At 35.4% G+C, this 15,769-nt stretch carries 23 protein-coding genes and 1 tRNA gene; 21 read left to right on the top strand and 3 right to left on the bottom strand.

All coding sequences use genetic code 11. The features are described from left to right. Positions 1 to 9 precede the first annotated feature (9 nt). The 19 genes from WN975_RS14795 (at position 10) to WN975_RS14705 (ending at position 12,141) form a co-directional block, all read left to right on the top strand. Positions 10 to 582, top strand: a complete 573-nt coding sequence (locus tag WN975_RS14795; protein WP_337967200.1) for a hypothetical protein — start codon at positions 10 to 12, stop codon at positions 580 to 582. Between the two features lie 61 nt (positions 583 to 643). Continuing rightward, entirely contained in the window at positions 644 to 1,204 is a 561-nt protein-coding gene (locus WN975_RS14790; protein WP_337967199.1) for a hypothetical protein, read from the top strand. Positions 1,205 to 1,279: 75 nt separating this feature from the next. After that, positions 1,280 to 1,645 (top strand): hypothetical protein, encoded by a 366-nt coding sequence (locus tag WN975_RS14785; protein ID WP_337967198.1) that lies wholly within the window; start codon positions 1,280 to 1,282, stop codon positions 1,643 to 1,645. 11 nt (positions 1,646 to 1,656) lie between these two features. Then, positions 1,657 to 1,965 carry a hypothetical protein gene (locus tag WN975_RS14780; protein WP_337967197.1) on the top strand — a complete coding sequence of 103 codons (309 nt, stop codon included), beginning with the start codon at positions 1,657 to 1,659 and terminating at the stop codon, positions 1,963 to 1,965. Further along, positions 1,953 to 2,717: a hypothetical protein gene (locus WN975_RS14775; RefSeq protein ID WP_337967196.1), complete on the top strand. Its 765-nt coding sequence runs from the start codon at positions 1,953 to 1,955 to the stop codon at positions 2,715 to 2,717. Before WN975_RS14780 ends, WN975_RS14775 begins: the two co-directional genes overlap by 13 nt. Then, on the top strand, positions 2,705 to 2,908 hold the full coding sequence (locus tag WN975_RS14770; protein WP_337967195.1) for a hypothetical protein: 204 nt from the start codon (positions 2,705 to 2,707) through the stop codon (positions 2,906 to 2,908). Before WN975_RS14775 ends, WN975_RS14770 begins: the two co-directional genes overlap by 13 nt. Positions 2,909 to 2,920: 12 nt before the next feature. Continuing rightward, on the top strand, positions 2,921 to 3,400 hold the full coding sequence (locus WN975_RS14765) for a hypothetical protein (protein WP_337967194.1): 480 nt from the start codon (positions 2,921 to 2,923) through the stop codon (positions 3,398 to 3,400). Then, complete coding sequence (locus WN975_RS14760; RefSeq protein WP_337967193.1) at positions 3,400 to 3,828, top strand: hypothetical protein; 429 nt, start codon at positions 3,400 to 3,402, stop codon at positions 3,826 to 3,828. Before WN975_RS14765 ends, WN975_RS14760 begins: the two co-directional genes overlap by 1 nt. Before the next feature lie 86 nt (positions 3,829 to 3,914). After that, the gene (locus WN975_RS14755; protein ID WP_337967192.1) at positions 3,915 to 4,544 is read left to right on the top strand and encodes an LPXTG cell wall anchor domain-containing protein; all 630 of its coding nucleotides are present in this window, start codon (positions 3,915 to 3,917) and stop codon (positions 4,542 to 4,544) included. Between the two features lie 102 nt (positions 4,545 to 4,646). After that, a complete protein-coding gene (locus WN975_RS14750) occupies positions 4,647 to 5,342 on the top strand; it encodes a glycoside hydrolase family 19 protein (RefSeq protein ID WP_337967191.1) in 696 nt (231 codons plus the stop codon). Further along, on the top strand, positions 5,339 to 5,674 hold the full coding sequence (locus tag WN975_RS14745; RefSeq protein ID WP_140503415.1) for a hypothetical protein: 336 nt from the start codon (positions 5,339 to 5,341) through the stop codon (positions 5,672 to 5,674). The genes WN975_RS14750 and WN975_RS14745 overlap by 4 nt, the downstream gene beginning before the upstream one ends. After that, entirely contained in the window at positions 5,674 to 6,228 is a 555-nt protein-coding gene (locus WN975_RS14740; protein WP_337967190.1) for a hypothetical protein, read from the top strand. The genes WN975_RS14745 and WN975_RS14740 overlap by 1 nt, the downstream gene beginning before the upstream one ends. A gap of 11 nt (positions 6,229 to 6,239) precedes the next feature. Further along, a complete protein-coding gene (locus WN975_RS14735; protein ID WP_337967189.1) occupies positions 6,240 to 6,716 on the top strand; it encodes a hypothetical protein in 477 nt (158 codons plus the stop codon). A 4-nt stretch (positions 6,717 to 6,720) separates the two neighbouring features. Beyond that, a complete protein-coding gene (locus tag WN975_RS14730) occupies positions 6,721 to 7,842 on the top strand; it encodes a hypothetical protein (protein WP_337967188.1) in 1,122 nt (373 codons plus the stop codon). Between the two features lie 108 nt (positions 7,843 to 7,950). Beyond that, positions 7,951 to 8,193, top strand: a complete 243-nt coding sequence (locus WN975_RS14725; RefSeq protein WP_337967187.1) for a hypothetical protein — start codon at positions 7,951 to 7,953, stop codon at positions 8,191 to 8,193. Then, positions 8,194 to 8,472: a hypothetical protein gene (locus WN975_RS14720; protein WP_140503427.1), complete on the top strand. Its 279-nt coding sequence runs from the start codon at positions 8,194 to 8,196 to the stop codon at positions 8,470 to 8,472. Positions 8,473 to 8,539: 67 nt separating this feature from the next. Beyond that, the gene (locus WN975_RS14715) at positions 8,540 to 10,846 is read left to right on the top strand and encodes a hypothetical protein (RefSeq protein ID WP_337967186.1); all 2,307 of its coding nucleotides are present in this window, start codon (positions 8,540 to 8,542) and stop codon (positions 10,844 to 10,846) included. A 19-nt stretch (positions 10,847 to 10,865) separates the two neighbouring features. Continuing rightward, positions 10,866 to 11,702 carry a hypothetical protein gene (locus WN975_RS14710; protein WP_337967185.1) on the top strand — a complete coding sequence of 279 codons (837 nt, stop codon included), beginning with the start codon at positions 10,866 to 10,868 and terminating at the stop codon, positions 11,700 to 11,702. A gap of 202 nt (positions 11,703 to 11,904) precedes the next feature. Then, a complete protein-coding gene (locus tag WN975_RS14705; protein ID WP_337967184.1) occupies positions 11,905 to 12,141 on the top strand; it encodes a hypothetical protein in 237 nt (78 codons plus the stop codon). A gap of 175 nt (positions 12,142 to 12,316) precedes the next feature. On the opposite strand, the gene WN975_RS14700 is transcribed toward WN975_RS14705, so the two are convergent. Both WN975_RS14700 and WN975_RS14695 read right to left on the bottom strand, forming a co-directional pair. After that, positions 12,317 to 13,528: a tyrosine-type recombinase/integrase gene (locus WN975_RS14700; protein WP_337967183.1), complete on the bottom strand. Its 1,212-nt coding sequence runs from the start codon at positions 13,526 to 13,528 to the stop codon at positions 12,317 to 12,319. A 66-nt stretch (positions 13,529 to 13,594) separates the two neighbouring features. Further along, a tRNA-Met gene (locus WN975_RS14695) sits at positions 13,595 to 13,668 on the bottom strand. 153 nt (positions 13,669 to 13,821) lie between these two features. On the opposite strand from WN975_RS14695, the gene WN975_RS14690 reads away from it, so the two are divergent. Both WN975_RS14690 and WN975_RS14685 read left to right on the top strand, forming a co-directional pair. Beyond that, entirely contained in the window at positions 13,822 to 14,214 is a 393-nt protein-coding gene (locus WN975_RS14690) for an START-like domain-containing protein (RefSeq protein WP_026984135.1), read from the top strand. Positions 14,215 to 14,268: 54 nt separating this feature from the next. Next, complete coding sequence (locus tag WN975_RS14685) at positions 14,269 to 15,108, top strand: aminotransferase class IV (protein ID WP_337967182.1); 840 nt, start codon at positions 14,269 to 14,271, stop codon at positions 15,106 to 15,108. Here the strand turns inward: WN975_RS14685 and WN975_RS14680 are convergent. Then, positions 15,105 to 15,665, bottom strand: a complete 561-nt coding sequence (locus WN975_RS14680; RefSeq protein ID WP_099712704.1) for a YqgE/AlgH family protein — start codon at positions 15,663 to 15,665, stop codon at positions 15,105 to 15,107. The genes WN975_RS14685 and WN975_RS14680 overlap by 4 nt on opposite strands. Positions 15,666 to 15,769 lie beyond the last annotated feature (104 nt).

Below are 15,769 nucleotides of genomic sequence, written 5' to 3'. Positions count from 1 at the left end.
TAATCAAAAATGAATAAAGAAGTAGTAATTATTGGAGGAGGGGTACTAGGCGGTATGGTATCAAATGGAGCAAGTACGTTATTACCTGCATCTGACAGCCCGATTATGAATATTGCCTTAGCGGGTGTTTCCGTGTTTGGGGCAACAAAAGTAAGCGGAACAACAACCAAAGCAAATCTGCTTAAAGGTGCATTAATGGGAAGCGCTGTTGTACAAATCTTATTGGCAGTTAAAAAAGTTTCAGCCAAAAGTTTAGGCACATCCCTTTCAGGTACAAGCAAATTTTCACAATTCGCAAAAGGTGCTGTTGGTTTGGGTTGTCCTGATGAAAGTGGTTTAAACGGTCAATTCGTTGGTGCTGATGGTCAACTTTATCAGTTCGATGAGCAAGGTTTAAACGGTCAGTTTATGGACGAAGCAGGAAATGTTTTTGAATTAGTCGACGATGGTTTACACGGAGCAGAGGAAGCACTCTACTTAGAAGACGGTTTACATGGAGCGGAAGAAATCTACGGAGAGGAAAAAGGATTAAATGCTCCTGAAACAGAAATCTACAACGAACTGTATCAGCAACAACAATAAAAGTCAGCAAGGCAAAGCACTTGCATTAAAAAAATCAATCATCAATCAAAAAACAATCAAAATGAGAAATCAACAATTAGCTTCTGCAACTGCAACAATTAAAGCCAAAGCAACCGCAGGAATACCAAGAATAGGAAATGTAGCCCTGACCGATAAAACGCTTTATTTAAACGTAGCTATCAAAGGACAAGGCGGAACTGTCGATATTATCGACGTAAATACAAAACGTGAGGTAGGAATCACCAATTTAGACGGTAACAAATTAAACTCTGGACGTGATTATGTTATTGATGGTGTGAGAGTTTTGGTTGATTCAGCTTCAAAAGCAGATATTAAAACTTCAACATGGGTTCCTGCTAACGGAACAAATCTTGATCCGGCATTTTTAAATGCAGAATTCAGATTAAAGCAGGAAGGTAACGTTCTTATTGATATGCCTATCACTGATCTTTCAGGAGAAGGAGACATTCATAATTTATTCAGAGCGATTTCAACTTCTCCGCTTTTGCGTTCAAACTTAGAGTTTGAAATGGAAATTGAATATCCAAAAGGAGTACCAGTTGACAATGTAACAGCTCATAACGTTCGTTTTGAATTCAGAGCAACGCAAGCCAAAATATAATCAAACAAAGTTTTTTCTAAATCTAAAAAAGCCGTAAAACGTAGAGGTTACGGCTTTTTTTAAATAATCAATAAAATGTCAGTAAGAGAAAAAGTAATCAATTTGGTAATACCAGTCGGACAAACAGAGGTTGATTTTACAACCGCATTGGATTCAGGTTTTATACTCGGAGCAGAATTGCACACCAATCATACAGATGTAGACAACTACGCTGAATTTGGAATTTTTGACGATAGTGGTGTAGCGTTTTCAAAACCTACTCCAATTGGTCACTGGAAGCGTCGAGAAGGTTCAGGATTTGCAGACAGTTACAAGCCCTTGTTGTTTGAAACAGAACACAAAACCTTTCAGTTCAAAGCAAAAACCAAATCAGTAGTTGTAAAAGAAACCTATTTCGCTTTGATTTTGATGTATAAAATTAAAGCTGAATGTAATAATTAAATCACGATCAAATGACACAAGGCATTATTACGAAAATTACAGGAGTTGTTTTTTTAAAACTAAAGGAAGATAAAGAAATATCGGTCGATAATGTGACTACTCTGCAAGTTAGAAATAACGGTGTTGTTAGTGTCTTTGTCAATGATTTCGAAATCGCAAGTAAAGAAACTTTTGTTCTGGTCACTCCCGATGGCTCGCAATCTAAAATTGATTTAAGTATTCACTTTGGAGATACTGATTCAGGAGATTTTCAAAACTCAAGTTGGAATAAAAAAGAAGTTGATATTATTTATAAAAAGACATTAAAATGCAAGAATTAGACAACCTGATAGAGAAATTAAATACCGATAAATATTCGGCTGTTTCGGTTTTTGATTTAAAAGCAAACAAATGGCTTTTTAGAAATAAATCACATCAGGAAATTAAGGACGATTTTGAAAGTGCCGAAGATTTCTTTGAAGATCTTTTTGCAAAGGGGTATCGAAATTTAAACCTCTCTCTAAAGCGTAAAAACGGAAGCACTTTTAAAATTGACGGTGAGCCTTTCGATGTGAATTTTTCAACTGAAAATAAACCTCAAGCAATGGAATTTCAACCCGCAAAACCCGTTCAGACGCAGGATATTTTCTCTAATTCCTTCGGTCTTGGAACTCTTGATGTTATGAATTTGATGGTTGCCAAAAATGATGCATCCCGATTACATACAGAAAACGAGTTTTTGAAATCTGAAAACAAGGATCTCAAAAAAAAGTACGAAGACATCAGAGAAGAGCAACTGGCTTCTAAATACGATGTAAATAAAAGTAAAGGCACTCAGGAAATGTTAATGGGAGCAATTCAACAATTACCAACCCTGATAAGCTTTGTTAAAGGTACACCGACTATAGGGCTTTCTGCTCCTGTTGAAACCTTTGCAAGCGAAGTAAAACAACACTTTGCAATGACTTTGCAACACCTTGACGATACTGCTGTAGGCGTTTTGGACAGTATAGGTAAAGGGCTTAATACCAACAATGAATTTTCGTCAGAATTAGCACAACTATTAAAAAAATATCAACTATGGGAAGCGTAGACACCCCGATTCAAATTGAAGTAAAAACGGCTAATCTTTTTGCAAAAGAAGCCAAAACAAAAGCTTTGACAGATTTAGCACAGCTTGACAATGATGTGCTTGCAAAGCTGGCGGAACTTTCCAAAAGTCCAAAAGCCATCGAGCAATTAAAAACCAATTTTCCCATGATTAAAGGTTTTTTGTCTAACTAAAAAACCGACACCATGAAGAAAAAAGGTTTGAGAAATCCCGCAGTTATTGCCAGTGTTTTAACAAGTCCACAAGGGCAAAAGATGATCGAAAAATCACAGGAAAAAACCGAAAAAGCAATCAGTACAGGATTTACATTTTTAAAGGTTTTGCTTGTAGGAGGAATAGTGGCAGTGATCTATTTTAAATTCTTAAAAGGATTTTCCAAGCTAAAAGAAGACACCCGCTACAAACCAAGTAACATCAATGTTACCCAAGCAAGAGCGAGAGCCGAAGCCATCTACACTGCTTTACTGGGATTTGGAGCGAATTATGGCGCTGTTGAAAACAACCTAACAGGACTTAATCACAACGGATTTATTCGGGTTTACAATGAGTTTGGAGAGCGTCGAAGCGCAACACTCAGTAAAATGAATTTAGTGGAATGGCTACAGGATCAGTTTAAAGAGGATGATATCGCTAAATTAAGATTTTTAATAAAAGGATTTTTCTAATGATGACAACAAAGAAAAAGATAGTTATAGTAACCGCCTCAGTGGTTATTTTAGGTTTGGGAGTATATTTTTTGACCAGAACCAATTCAAACGGAAAATCTGTTTTAGGTGGCAATAAAAAGTATATCGATGAAGGTGACATTAACACAGTTCCTGCCTTTTCTGCCAGTCAAAAAGTAGCTTTATTGTACGATGCCATGAATCGCTACAATGGTACAGATGAAACCTTAATTTTTGAAACTCTCACAGGAGTAACACAGGCACAATTTGGACTTATTAATAAGGCATTCGGGCTAAAAAATTACAATCGAATCTTAGGTTACAATACCATCGGTGGCACAAAATTGCCTTTAAAAACTTGGCTGAAAGAAGAATTAAACGACTCGGAATACAGCCTTCTTAGAAAAAAATTCCCGCTCTATTTATAAACTCAAATGTAGATTTTATTGCGTGCCTGGAAAAACTGCAGCTGCGGATCTGAGCAAAAAAAATCTACAATTTAAAACAGGAAAGTATGAAATTGAAAAATGAAGATAAGTTATTGATAGGAGGCGGATTATTAGCAATAGGAACAATTGGGTTTCTATACTGGAAGAAAAAGAAAAAAGAAAAAGAGGATGATCTGCTCGTAGATGATATTCCCGAACCGCCAAATGTTATAGATAATCCTACCCCGCAAGCAGGCGCATCTTTAGACAGAAACAAAGTGTTGTCAAAAGGTAGTAAAGGTCTTGAAGTAAGAGAATTGCAAAGGCTTTTAGGAGTGGCAATCGACGGAGATTTTGGAGCAAACACCTTAAAGGCTTTGCAAAGTAAAAAAGGAGTTGTAAAGATTAGTTTAGCCAGTTACATTACTACTAAACCCGTTGTAAACAAAGTAATCAATGCTATTCCCACGGCGCTTGTTGTTCCTAAAGTCGGTCAGAAATTAATGGCAAACACGGATAAGGTTAGTCTTTTTAATGCCAAGAGAACCGCAAGCGGGGTTTATTTCAATGACGGTACAAAACCCTTTTTTAAAAACTCCCTTAATTATGGTCAGCACATCGGAACTTTTGTAGCTTCCAAATTAGGCGGGCAATATTTAATCAAACGTGATAATGTTTACTATTTCGTAAACGCAAATGCGGTAAAAGCGTATTAAAATGCCAACAACCACACAATCAACCTTAATGATAAGCGCACTAGCAGTACTGGCAATTGTACTGTTATTGCCAAAATCTGAACCTAAAAAAGTGATATTATAATGAGTTTCATTTTAGATAATAGCAGTGTATTTTTAAAAGCATTTTTAAAATATAACATCAATAATCCGCTGAGAATTGCGCATTATTTAGCACAACTTTCCCACGAATCGGGGAATTTTACAAGGCTTGTAGAAAACCTGAATTACACACCTGAAGGACTCGCTGGTACAAGCCCTTTTAATAGCCGTATGACTGCTGTACAAAGAAATCTTTACGGTCGTACAGCTTCGCATCCCGCCAATCAAATAATGATCGCCAATATTGGGTATGCCAATTCAAACGGTAACGGAAATGTTGCCAGTGGTGACGGTTGGAGATTTAGAGGGCGTGGTTTGATTCAGCTTACAGGAAGAGCCAATTACGAAGCCTACAAAAAGTACTCGGGATATGATGTGGTTACTAATCCTGATCTGCTTTTGCAGGTCGGTATTGCCATTGATTGTGCAGCTTGGTTTTTTTCTGTTTATAAAGACCTTAATTCTTTGGCAGATGCCAATTTAATTACCAAGATCACACAGAAAATCAACGGCAAAACCAACGGATTAGCCGACAGAATAAGCAAGTTTAAATTTTACAAAGCTCAAAACATCACCATTGAGTTATTAAAAAAAAAAGCGAAACCCTTACCTAATTTTAACAGTATCCGCACTTACGCTTTTAATTGGCTATCACCTTTTAACACAAAACAAACATGAGAGAACTATTATTTGAGTTGAAAATTTGGAGAGATTATATTTTACTGGGGATAGTTATCCTAATGGGGATATTTACCAAAATCTACAATGCCACACAAAAAGGAAAAAAGGCAACACTTAGTTACATTTTAGCCGAGGGGATTGTTAGTGTTTTTGTTGCTATTTCGGTTTATGTTATCACAAGTGAGTTTTTGAATCTTAGCAAATTTTTGACTTTCGTACTTTGTGCGTGGGGCGGTTCGCTTAGTACTTTAATCCATAGTGAAGTCGAGCAATTAATAAGCAGTTTTTTCAACGGACTAAAAATTTTAATCAAAACAAAACTAAAATAATGAAAACAAATCTATATCATCAAGACCCATTTAAAGGGTTTTTAAGAATCCCGTTCATACTCTTACTTTCTTGGTCACTGGTGTTTGTGCTTTCTGGCTGTAGTTCAAAAAAACCTGATCCGGTGCATACCATCGAGCGTAGTGTAGAACATAAAACTGACAGTGTAAAAACTACTGAAATAAATCAGGCAATTTTAGACAGCCTTATTGTAAAAGTGGGAAAAGTCAAAACAGCAAAGCCTGAATGTGACAGCATTACTCAGGCAACACTCGATCAGGTTTTAAGGCAACTCAACAGTTATAAAAAATCAGGAAGCAACGAAGCGAGTGTTCGGTACGATGAAGCCCTAAAACAAATTGTAGTGCTTCTTAAACAAGCTGAGACTAAATCGCAAATCACCTCTGTAAACAAAGTAGAAAAGGAAAAAGAAAAGGAAGTAGAGCCAATTGTTATACGGGAAAAGTACATCCCTGCATGGGTTAAAATATTTGCTTTTATCGGAGGTTTAGCAATCCTGTTTTTGGGTTGGAGAATTGGTAGAATTTTCATTTAAAAAATTAGAAAATGAGCGTTAAAAAAATAATTATCGGAGCGGGAATAGTTGCAATTGCAGGTTATTTTTTTATTGAATACAAAGTACAGAAGATCATTGAAAGATTTCAATTTGTCAAAATTTTTCCGACTTCGATAAAAAAATTCAATATCAAATGGAATGAAGGATCTCCGTTTGTTTCGTTCAATTTGGATATCAAATTAGTCAATCCAACAGCCGAGGTTTTCTCGGCAAAGATTGTGGCTGTTAAACTCAAGAGAATTATATTTTACGATAAAAACAATATTCTTTTAGGTACTGCAACGGTAAACACGGATGCTATAACAATTCCTGCTAACGGAAGCACAACACTTTTCGATATTCCAATTCAGTTAGAACTCAAAACAGTTGCCAGTACAATTATATCGGCAATTCAAAGCAGTTTTAATTTAAAAGACATCAGAATTGAAAGCGTTGTAAGCATTTTAGGTACTGAACATAAAATTTAATTCCATGACCTTAGCCCAAGAATTTAATAGTTTAAACGGTTTGATCGTTTCTCGCAAAACCTTAGAAGATTTACTCCTTAAGGCTGAAAAGGAAAAAAATACGATCATATCAAAAAGAGTAAGGAACGTACTTCAGACATTTAAGAATGATACTTTTTTGATTGAAATAAACAATCTTGTTGAGCCTTTTGGCTTAAATGGAGTTAAGAAAACCACTAAGGAAACACCTCGTAAAAAGCCGGATACAAATAGGTACGAGGTTCATACAAACACAAACAAGAAAAGGACGAAAATCATAAAAAAAACGAACTTGGTTAAAGCTGTTAGAAAACCCGTGATAAAAAAGAGTACAGTTTTAAAAACTGTTGCAAAGCCTGTTGCAAAGGAGAAAAAAGCCGTTGCAAATCCAAATCTTAATAAAAACTCATTAGCCTACAAAATGGCTAACAAGCCAACAAACGTAGCTTATTTTAAAATTCAGGAAAAAGCGATTTCGGAATTTTTAGGGCAGATAGAGAAAAAGGAAAAAGAGAGTATTGTTATTTCTCTCACAGGCGGTCAGGGTTCAATGAAAACTAGAATGTGTTTTCAGTTTATGAATGCCTTTGCACAAAATTATAAAGTAGGTCATGCCAGTATTGAAGAGCATCCCGAAAGTGTTGTCTATTACGATAAAGCGGAAGAATATTTAAACGCAAAAGCTTTGCAAAACATCGAAGCCCCAGAGATCAAAAGTGTTGCTGATCTGAATAAACTTATAGTTTCCAATGATGTGATAATTATTGATAGTTTCTCTAAAATGCAGGAAATGCAAAAGGGTTTTGAAGTCGATAAGGATTTAAGAAAAAAATACAACGGAAAGTTATTCATTGTCATTTTTCAGCAAACAACAGACGGCAAAATGCGTGGCGGTTCAAAAAGTCAATTTGATGCAGATGTTGTTTTATTTACAGAAAAGAAATCAGACTATAGAGAGAATTACATTTTTGCTGACAAAAACCGTTACCAAAACAAACCCCTTGACACCTTAAAGTTTAATATTTTCAATAAAAAACTTGTGCCTGTTCAGGCTGAGAATCGCACAGAATCAAAAACAAAGAAAAAATTATCGTTTACGGTAAATTAATAAAATAAAAAGTAGATTTTTTCTTTCTCCGGATGCTCATTTCTCCAGGTTAATTTCATTAAAAAATCTACAATTCAAAAACAATCATCAACTAAAACAATCAGAGACATGAAAACGACAAGAAGAAAAACGACAACTAAAAGAACAACCGCAAAAAAGCCAAGCGTTAGAGGCTTAAAGAAAGTATGTAGCGGTGTTGTTAAAGCCACAGGATTAAAAACAGATGGAACACTCAAAAAAGGATACAAGTACATAGCAGGAGGAAAAATTGTAAAAGTAACCCCGAAACCAATTGCGAAAAAGAAACCAGTAGCAAAGAAAAAGATAGTTAGAAAAACTAATAAAAGATAAATGTCTGCAATAGTAAAATTTATAAAGGATGAAAAGGGAAATGTCTTGGTGTATAAAACTCAAGACAATTCCCTTTTGTGGTCAATAAACCCTGCTCAAAATGTGGTAAAAGACCCATCCAATAAAGAAACGTTTAAGATTCAGTCAGACGCTTCTTTTGGCAGAAATCCTTTTGTTTTAAAGTACAAAGAGGTTGATTGCTTATTGTGTGAACCTCCCATTGTCGCAACAAATTTTAATGATTTTTTGATAGAGCTATCAAGAAACTTTTTTTTTTGAAATAAACGAGAACGAACAAAGTTTTCAGGGCGTTCCTATCTTTCAAAAAGTTGAAACATTCTCTGAATTGATCTTAGGTGAAAATGTAGGTGACATATCCTATGTTAGACAATCGCAAGGTACTTCTTGGTTGCCAAGTTCTTTAGGCGGTACATTTTATCCCGAAGGATGGTACTCTTGGGATGGTACAAAGTGGATTTCAGACAGAAACGCAATTGCTAATGCAATCCATGAAATTATTTTAAAAAGTGATTTAAACGATTATAGTAATTTGTCGGTTAATCCTTTCCTTAGACAAAATGATTTATCGGGAACTTTACCAATTAGTATTACTGGAAATGCAGAAACAGTAACTACAAATGCTAACTTAACAGGAGATGTTAGCAGTATTGGCAATGTTGTTTCATTACCCAGTGCTAATGTTACCGCAAAATTATTGACAGGTTATCTTTCAAGTGCGGGTACAATAATACCAAGCGATACCATTTTAGTGGCGATAAATAAGTTAAACGGCAATAATGCTTTGAAAGCGCCTTTAGCTTCTCCCGCTTTCACAGGATCGCCAACATTGCCAACGGGAACAATTGGCGTTACACAAACAGCAGGAAATAACACAACGGCTTTGGCTACAACTGCATTTGTTAGTACGGAAATCGCAAATAACGCACCAAGTAAAACAGGTTCGGGAGCGTCAGGAACTTGGGCGATCGGAATCACAGGAAATTCGGGAACGGTAACTACAAACGCTAACTTAACGGGTGATATTACCAGTGTTGGCAATACCACTTCACTCGCCAGTTCGGTTGTTACTTCGAAATTATTGACGGGTTATGTCTCAGGTGCGGGCGTTGTTGCACCAACCGATACGATTTTGCAGGCTGTAAATAAATTAAACGGTAACGATGCCTTAAAAGCGCCTTTAGCTTCTCCCGCTTTCACAGGATCACCAACATTGCCAACGGGAACAACAGGCATTACCCAAGCAACTGGAAATAACACAACGGCTTTGGCTACAACTGCATTTGTTAATGCTGAAATAGCCAACGACGCACCAAGTAAAACAGGTTCGGGAGCGTCAGGAACTTGGGCGATCGGAATCACAGGAAATTCGGGAACGGTAACTACAAACGCTAACTTAACGGGTGATGTTACCAGTGTCGGAAATACGACTTCACTCGCCAGTTCGGTTGTTACATCTAAATTACTGACAGGCTATGTTTCAGGTGCGGGCGCAGTTGCATCAACCGATACGATTTTACAGGCTGTAAATAAATTAAACGGTAACGATGCTTTAAAAGCTCCTTTGGCTTCTCCCGCTTTCACAGGATCGCCAACATTGCCAACTGGAACAATTGGCGTTACACAAACAGCAGGAAATAACACAACGGCTTTGGCTACAACTGCATTTGTTAGTACGGAAATCGCAAATAACGCACCAAGTAAAACAGGTTCGGGAGCGTCAGGAACTTGGGCGATCGGAATCACAGGAAATTCGGGAACGGTAACTACAAACGCTAACTTAGCGGGTGATATTACCAGTGTTGGAAATACGACTTCACTCGCCAGTTCGGTTGTTACATCTAAATTACTGACAGGCTATGTTTCAGGTGCGGGTGTTGTTGCATCAACTGATACGATTTTGCAGGCTGTAAATAAATTAAATGGTAACGATGCTTTAAAAGCGCCTTTGGCTTCTCCAGTTTTCACAGGATCGCCAACATTGCCAACTGGAACAATTGGCGTTACCCAAATAGCAGGAAATAATACAACGGCTTTGGCTACAACTGCATTTGTTAGTACGGAAATCGCAAACAATGCCCCGACAAAAACAGGTGCGGGAGCTTCAGGAACGTGGGGAATTGGGATTACTGGAAATGCGGGAACGGTAACTACAAACGCTAACTTAACAGGTGATGTTACCAGTGTCGGAAATACGACTTCACTCGCCAGTTCAGTTGTTACCTCGAAATTACTGACAGGCTATGTTTCAGGTGCGGGCGTTGTTGCACCAACCGATACGGTTTTGCAGGCTGTAAATAAATTAAACGGTAACGATGCTTTAAAAGCGCCTTTAGCTTCTCCAGTTTTCACAGGAGCGCCAACATTACCAACGGGAACAATTGGCGTTACACAAACAGCAGGGAACAGCACAACGGCTTTGGCGACAACGGCATTTGTTACCACAGCCAATAATCTTAAAGCGCCTGTAGCTGATCCAACATTTACAGGAGTAATTAAGATAAGCGCCTTGAATACTGCTCCTGCAAGCGGAACAGCCACAGGGGTACTGGGCGAAATCAGAATCACGGCAACTTTTATTTATATCTGTACTGCAACTAATACATGGGTAAGATGTGCTTTAGCCACTTGGTAATTAATTTAAAAAAAAGAAAATGAGTATAAATATTTTAAAATTTATAAAAGACGATCAGGGAAGTGTTAGAGTTTACAAAATAGCGGATAATACGTTATTAGCTTCATTAAATCCTGCCTCAAATATTATTAAAGATCGATCCCAAAAAGATTTCTTTATAATTCAGAATGAAAACGGGGAAAATCCTTTTGTTTTAAGTTACTTAGAAATCAGCAAATCATTATGCGAGCCTGAAATTTACGCTGATAATTTTAATGAATTTTTAATTGAATTAGCCGATAAATTCTTTTATAGTTCTGGTGGTTCTTCTAGTTCTATTCCTTCTCCATTAGATGTAAACGTGATTAATTTTGATCCTTATTTACATAAATATAAAAATCCTTATTTATGTGATGCAACCTATTATACATATGACTACAACCGTTATGTTGTTAAATGCACGATGATTTTCGATTCGTCAATTAGTGGGGATATTTATAAACTAATTAACAATGATTCTTTTGACAATCGAAATAATCAACCATTTGGTAATTTAAGCTATCCACAGACTAGGACGCTTGATTTTAATACTTATTTCAGATTCATGGATATGTATATAAGATTTAATCCACGCCCTTCGAATTTAGCAATAGTAGGCACAGGAAAACGGATCACAATTGAACTGATTTTAGATGTAAGAACCAATGAGTTTTTTATCGCACATCATCATACTAATTTACCTCCGCTTCAAGCCCCGAATTTTGAACTGCCAAAATTAAAGCAAGATGTAGCCAGTCCCACAAAAGACGGAATAGAGATAAATTTATCAGAATATTATTTGACAATAATGTTTGAATCTCCTTATCAGATTACGTAGTTTTTTTGTTTTTAGTTAGAAAATCGTGTCACATTTCTGTGATACGATTTTTTTGTTTAAAAAGTAGATTTTTATTAGATCCTGGAAAAAGATCCGGTGCAGATCTGAGTAAAAAAAGTCTACATTTTTTTATTAAAGTAAATAAGTTCAATTTCAATGATCTAATCTATTAGTTCTTACTACCTTAGTTTAAAATTCCTTTATGACTACATCTTTTAATATTCTTGTTGAAACACTTAAAATCCTCACACAAAATTATAATAAGAGTTATACTTTAGTTGAATTGACGATTGCTGTTGCACCTAGCTCTTATTTATCAAATGAAAGAATAAACCAAGCAAGAGTATTAGAAACATTGATATTGCTTCATAAAATGAACTTGGTGGTTTTAAATTCAGTTACTGACGAAAGTTCCTTTAATATAGACAAGATAAACTAATCTTAAAAAGAACCAGACAACCAACTTCCAGTTTTTTTGGTTCTCAAAGGGTAAATATTACTATTTGCCCTTTTTCTTTTAGTATATTCCAGAGTGGTAATTGATTTTGTAAAAGTAGACTGTTTTAGCAACCGGTATAGATTTTAGGAAAATATCTGAGAGAAAAAAACTGCATTTATTTTATGTGTTTAGAATAATCTTCGGGCATAACAGCATCTATATCACGTAAATATTTTTCTAAAGCGCTCATTGTTGTATGACCAGTAATAAGCATCAGTTTACTTTTTGCTTCATTCGGAGTGCTGTTTTTAACCAGTTCTTTATATAATTTGGTTATGAAAGTATGTCTAAAACTGTAAAGACCGTAATCTTTTCCTAATTTCAGACTAACTTTTACTTTTTTAAAGCGTTCTCCAAAGTAACCACGTTTGTCAGTTTCATTTGTTGTCCATTCATGACCTATACCTTTTGGTGTGAATAAATAGCTTTCTGAGTCTAATTTTTGAAGGTTTGGTAGTTCATGGAGTAATATTTCAGGTATTAGTTTCGTCTTTACTGCTTTGTTTTTGGCACGTACATAAATAAGTTTGTCTTTTATGTTAATATCGCAAACACGCAAGCGAACCACTTCTATTGGTCGCAAATGATTATAAGAAATAAACTGTATAAACAGAAGTAGAAGAGTGTCATGTTTTAGAAGATAATTCAATATGTCGTTTTCTTGGTCACTGCTAAAAGTTTTATTTCTTTCAGGAGTCGATTTTAAAACGTTGATTTTTGGTATAAAATTATCTTCAATAATCTCGTTTGCTTCAAGTGTTTTAAAAAACATTGATAAGTTTGATCGAGTATTGTTTCTGTTTTTTGGACTAGTGTTGGCTAATACAGAATTTAGATAAGTTATGACAGTTCTTTTATTTACCGCTGTGATATATCTATTTTCGAATCCATTTGTCAACAACCATTTTTCAAATGATTTTAGTCTCACTCTAAAATCTCTGTAGCTATTTTCTTTTAATGTGTTTTTGTTTAATTCGAGTGCGAAAGTAACGGCATCTGGAATATTATAATTTTTCGATTGATCTACTGGATTGGAATCTTCAAAAGGATTATAGCCATTTACAAGAATTGTTTCAACGGCATCACGAAGAATTTTTATAGCTTCTTTACGTTCTTTGAGAGTTTTGAACTGATTTACGCCTGCGTAGACATGAGTTTGACGTTCTAATTTTCCTGTTGCAGGATTTCTAAAGGAGAAATAAACATACCAACGTTTTGATAAATCGCCATCTGCATTATAAATACTAGGTGTTGAATATTGCTTTTTATAACTCAAAACGTGTGCGCTTTCGTGTTCTTTAGATAAGAGTTCGTGAATTTTAGGCATAAAAAAACGGTTTTAAATCACTCTAAAACCGTTTAACTTGTTGTTTTTAAAAAACTTAACATTTTGTAGCGAGGACGGGAGTTGAACCCGTGACCTCAGGGTTATGAATCCTGCGCTCTAACCAACTGAGCTACCTCGCCAAGATTGCAAGTGAACCGTGTTCCTCATTGCGGGTGCAAAGATAGAAATAATATTAATTGTTGCAAGAATAAAATGAAGAAAAAAAAATATTTTTAAAAATGCATTGTTTTTGGACATATATTCTTATATTTCGAAAAAATTAAAAGTAGCACATGGATCCAAAAATACGTTACGAAATCGAGTTTCCTATAAATTCTTCGCCGCAATTATTATATCAGTATATATCAACGCCGTCAGGTTTGTCAGAATGGTTTGCAGACAATGTAAATTCAAGAGGCGAATTCTTCACTTTCATTTGGAATGACTCGCAGGAAAAAGCGCGTTTGGCTTCTAAGAAAACCGGTGAAAAAGTAAAATTTAAATGGGTTGACGAAAGCAGTAAGGATACTGAATACTTTTTTGAATTGCATATTTTAGTTGATGAATTGACTAAAGATGTATCATTAATGGTTGTCGATTTTGCAGAAAAAGAAGAAGTAGGAGAAGCTAAACAATTGTGGGAGAATCAGATCTCAGACCTGAAACATCTTATAGGATCTGTTTAGTAAAAGTCTATTTTATACCTTATATTTGCCCTGAACAAAATTCAGGGTTTTTTTATGATCAATTTTAACGGAAACATAGTAGAGCGAGAAGAGAATATATTAACTCAAAATCGTGCTTTTTTGTATGGAGATGGTGTTTTTGAAACACTAAAAATAGTCAACAACAAAATCTTGTTTCTTGAAGATCATTATTTCCGATTAATGGCTTCGATGCGTGTTGTTAGAATGGAAATTCCAATGAACTTTACAATGGAGTTTCTGGAAGAGCAAGTTTTAAGTCTGGTTCAGCAAAACGAATTATCAGCATCGGCAAGAGCCCGAATTACGGTTTTTAGAAACGATGGCGGATTGTATTTGCCAAAAACTAACGAGGTTTCTTATTTGATTAATGCAATACCACTTGAGAATACTCTTTATGCTTTAAATTCAAGCGAATACGAAGTTGATTTGTATAAAGATTTCTATGTCACCAAACAATTATTATCGTCGATTAAAACGACTAATAAGCTGATAAATGTTACCGGAAGTATTTTTGCTCATGAAAACGGTTTGGCAAATTGTCTTTTGATAAATGATACTAAAAATGTTATCGAAGGATTACAAGGTAATTTATTCATGGTTATGGGTAAAAAACTAATTACGCCGCCAATTTCCGAAGGTTGTTTGAATGGAGTAATGCGCAAGCAAATCTTAGCTTTGGCTAAAAAAGTTGAAGGCATAGAAGTATTGGAAGAAATAATTTCGCCTTTTGATCTTCAAAAAGCAGATGAATTATTTCTTACCAATGTAATCACGGGAATACAACCGATAACCAAATATCGAAAGAAGGAGTTTACCAGTAATCTGGCTCATTTATTATTGCAAAAACTAAATGAATCCATCTCTGAAAATTAATTCAGATATGGATTTTCAGGTGCATTAGACCATATAAGATAATCTCCACCGAGCTCAATAATTTGCTCTTTCCAAAAATGGGTGGTTGATTTTCCTATAATTTTGTTTTTGTAACTATTATCAGCAATGATCCAGGAGTTTCCCTGCATTTCATTTTCAAGCTGATTTTCGTCCCAACCTGTATAGCCTAAGAAAAAACGAATATTATTTTTACTAATAGATCCGTCGTTTATTAAGTCTTTGGTCGATTCGAAATCACCTCCCCAATAAATCCCATTAGAAATCTCGACACTATTCGGGATTAAGTCTGGAATGTTATGGATGAAATATAGATTGTCCTGTTCAACAGGACCTCCATTGTATATCTTGAAAGAAGCATCGATCTCTGGGATTAGATCATTAATAGTATACTTAAGTGGCTTATTAATGATAAATCCTATAGATCCTTCTTTGTTATGGTCTGCTAATAAAATTACCGATCTATTAAATGATAAATCTCCAATTATCGAAGGCTCGGCAATAAGCAGGTGTCCTTTTTTTAATTTTTCTGAAATCATACGGCTACAATTTTTACTAAATTTAATCATAAATTTTTTAAAATCCCAAATAAAATCGTTAAACCGCACAAAAAAACCCTCCATGAGGAGGGTTTTGATTATAT

Source organism: uncultured Flavobacterium sp., from assembly GCF_951805225.1.
Classification (GTDB): Bacteria; Bacteroidota; Bacteroidia; order Flavobacteriales; family Flavobacteriaceae; genus Flavobacterium.
This window is presented reverse-complemented; position numbering and strand designations above follow the sequence as displayed.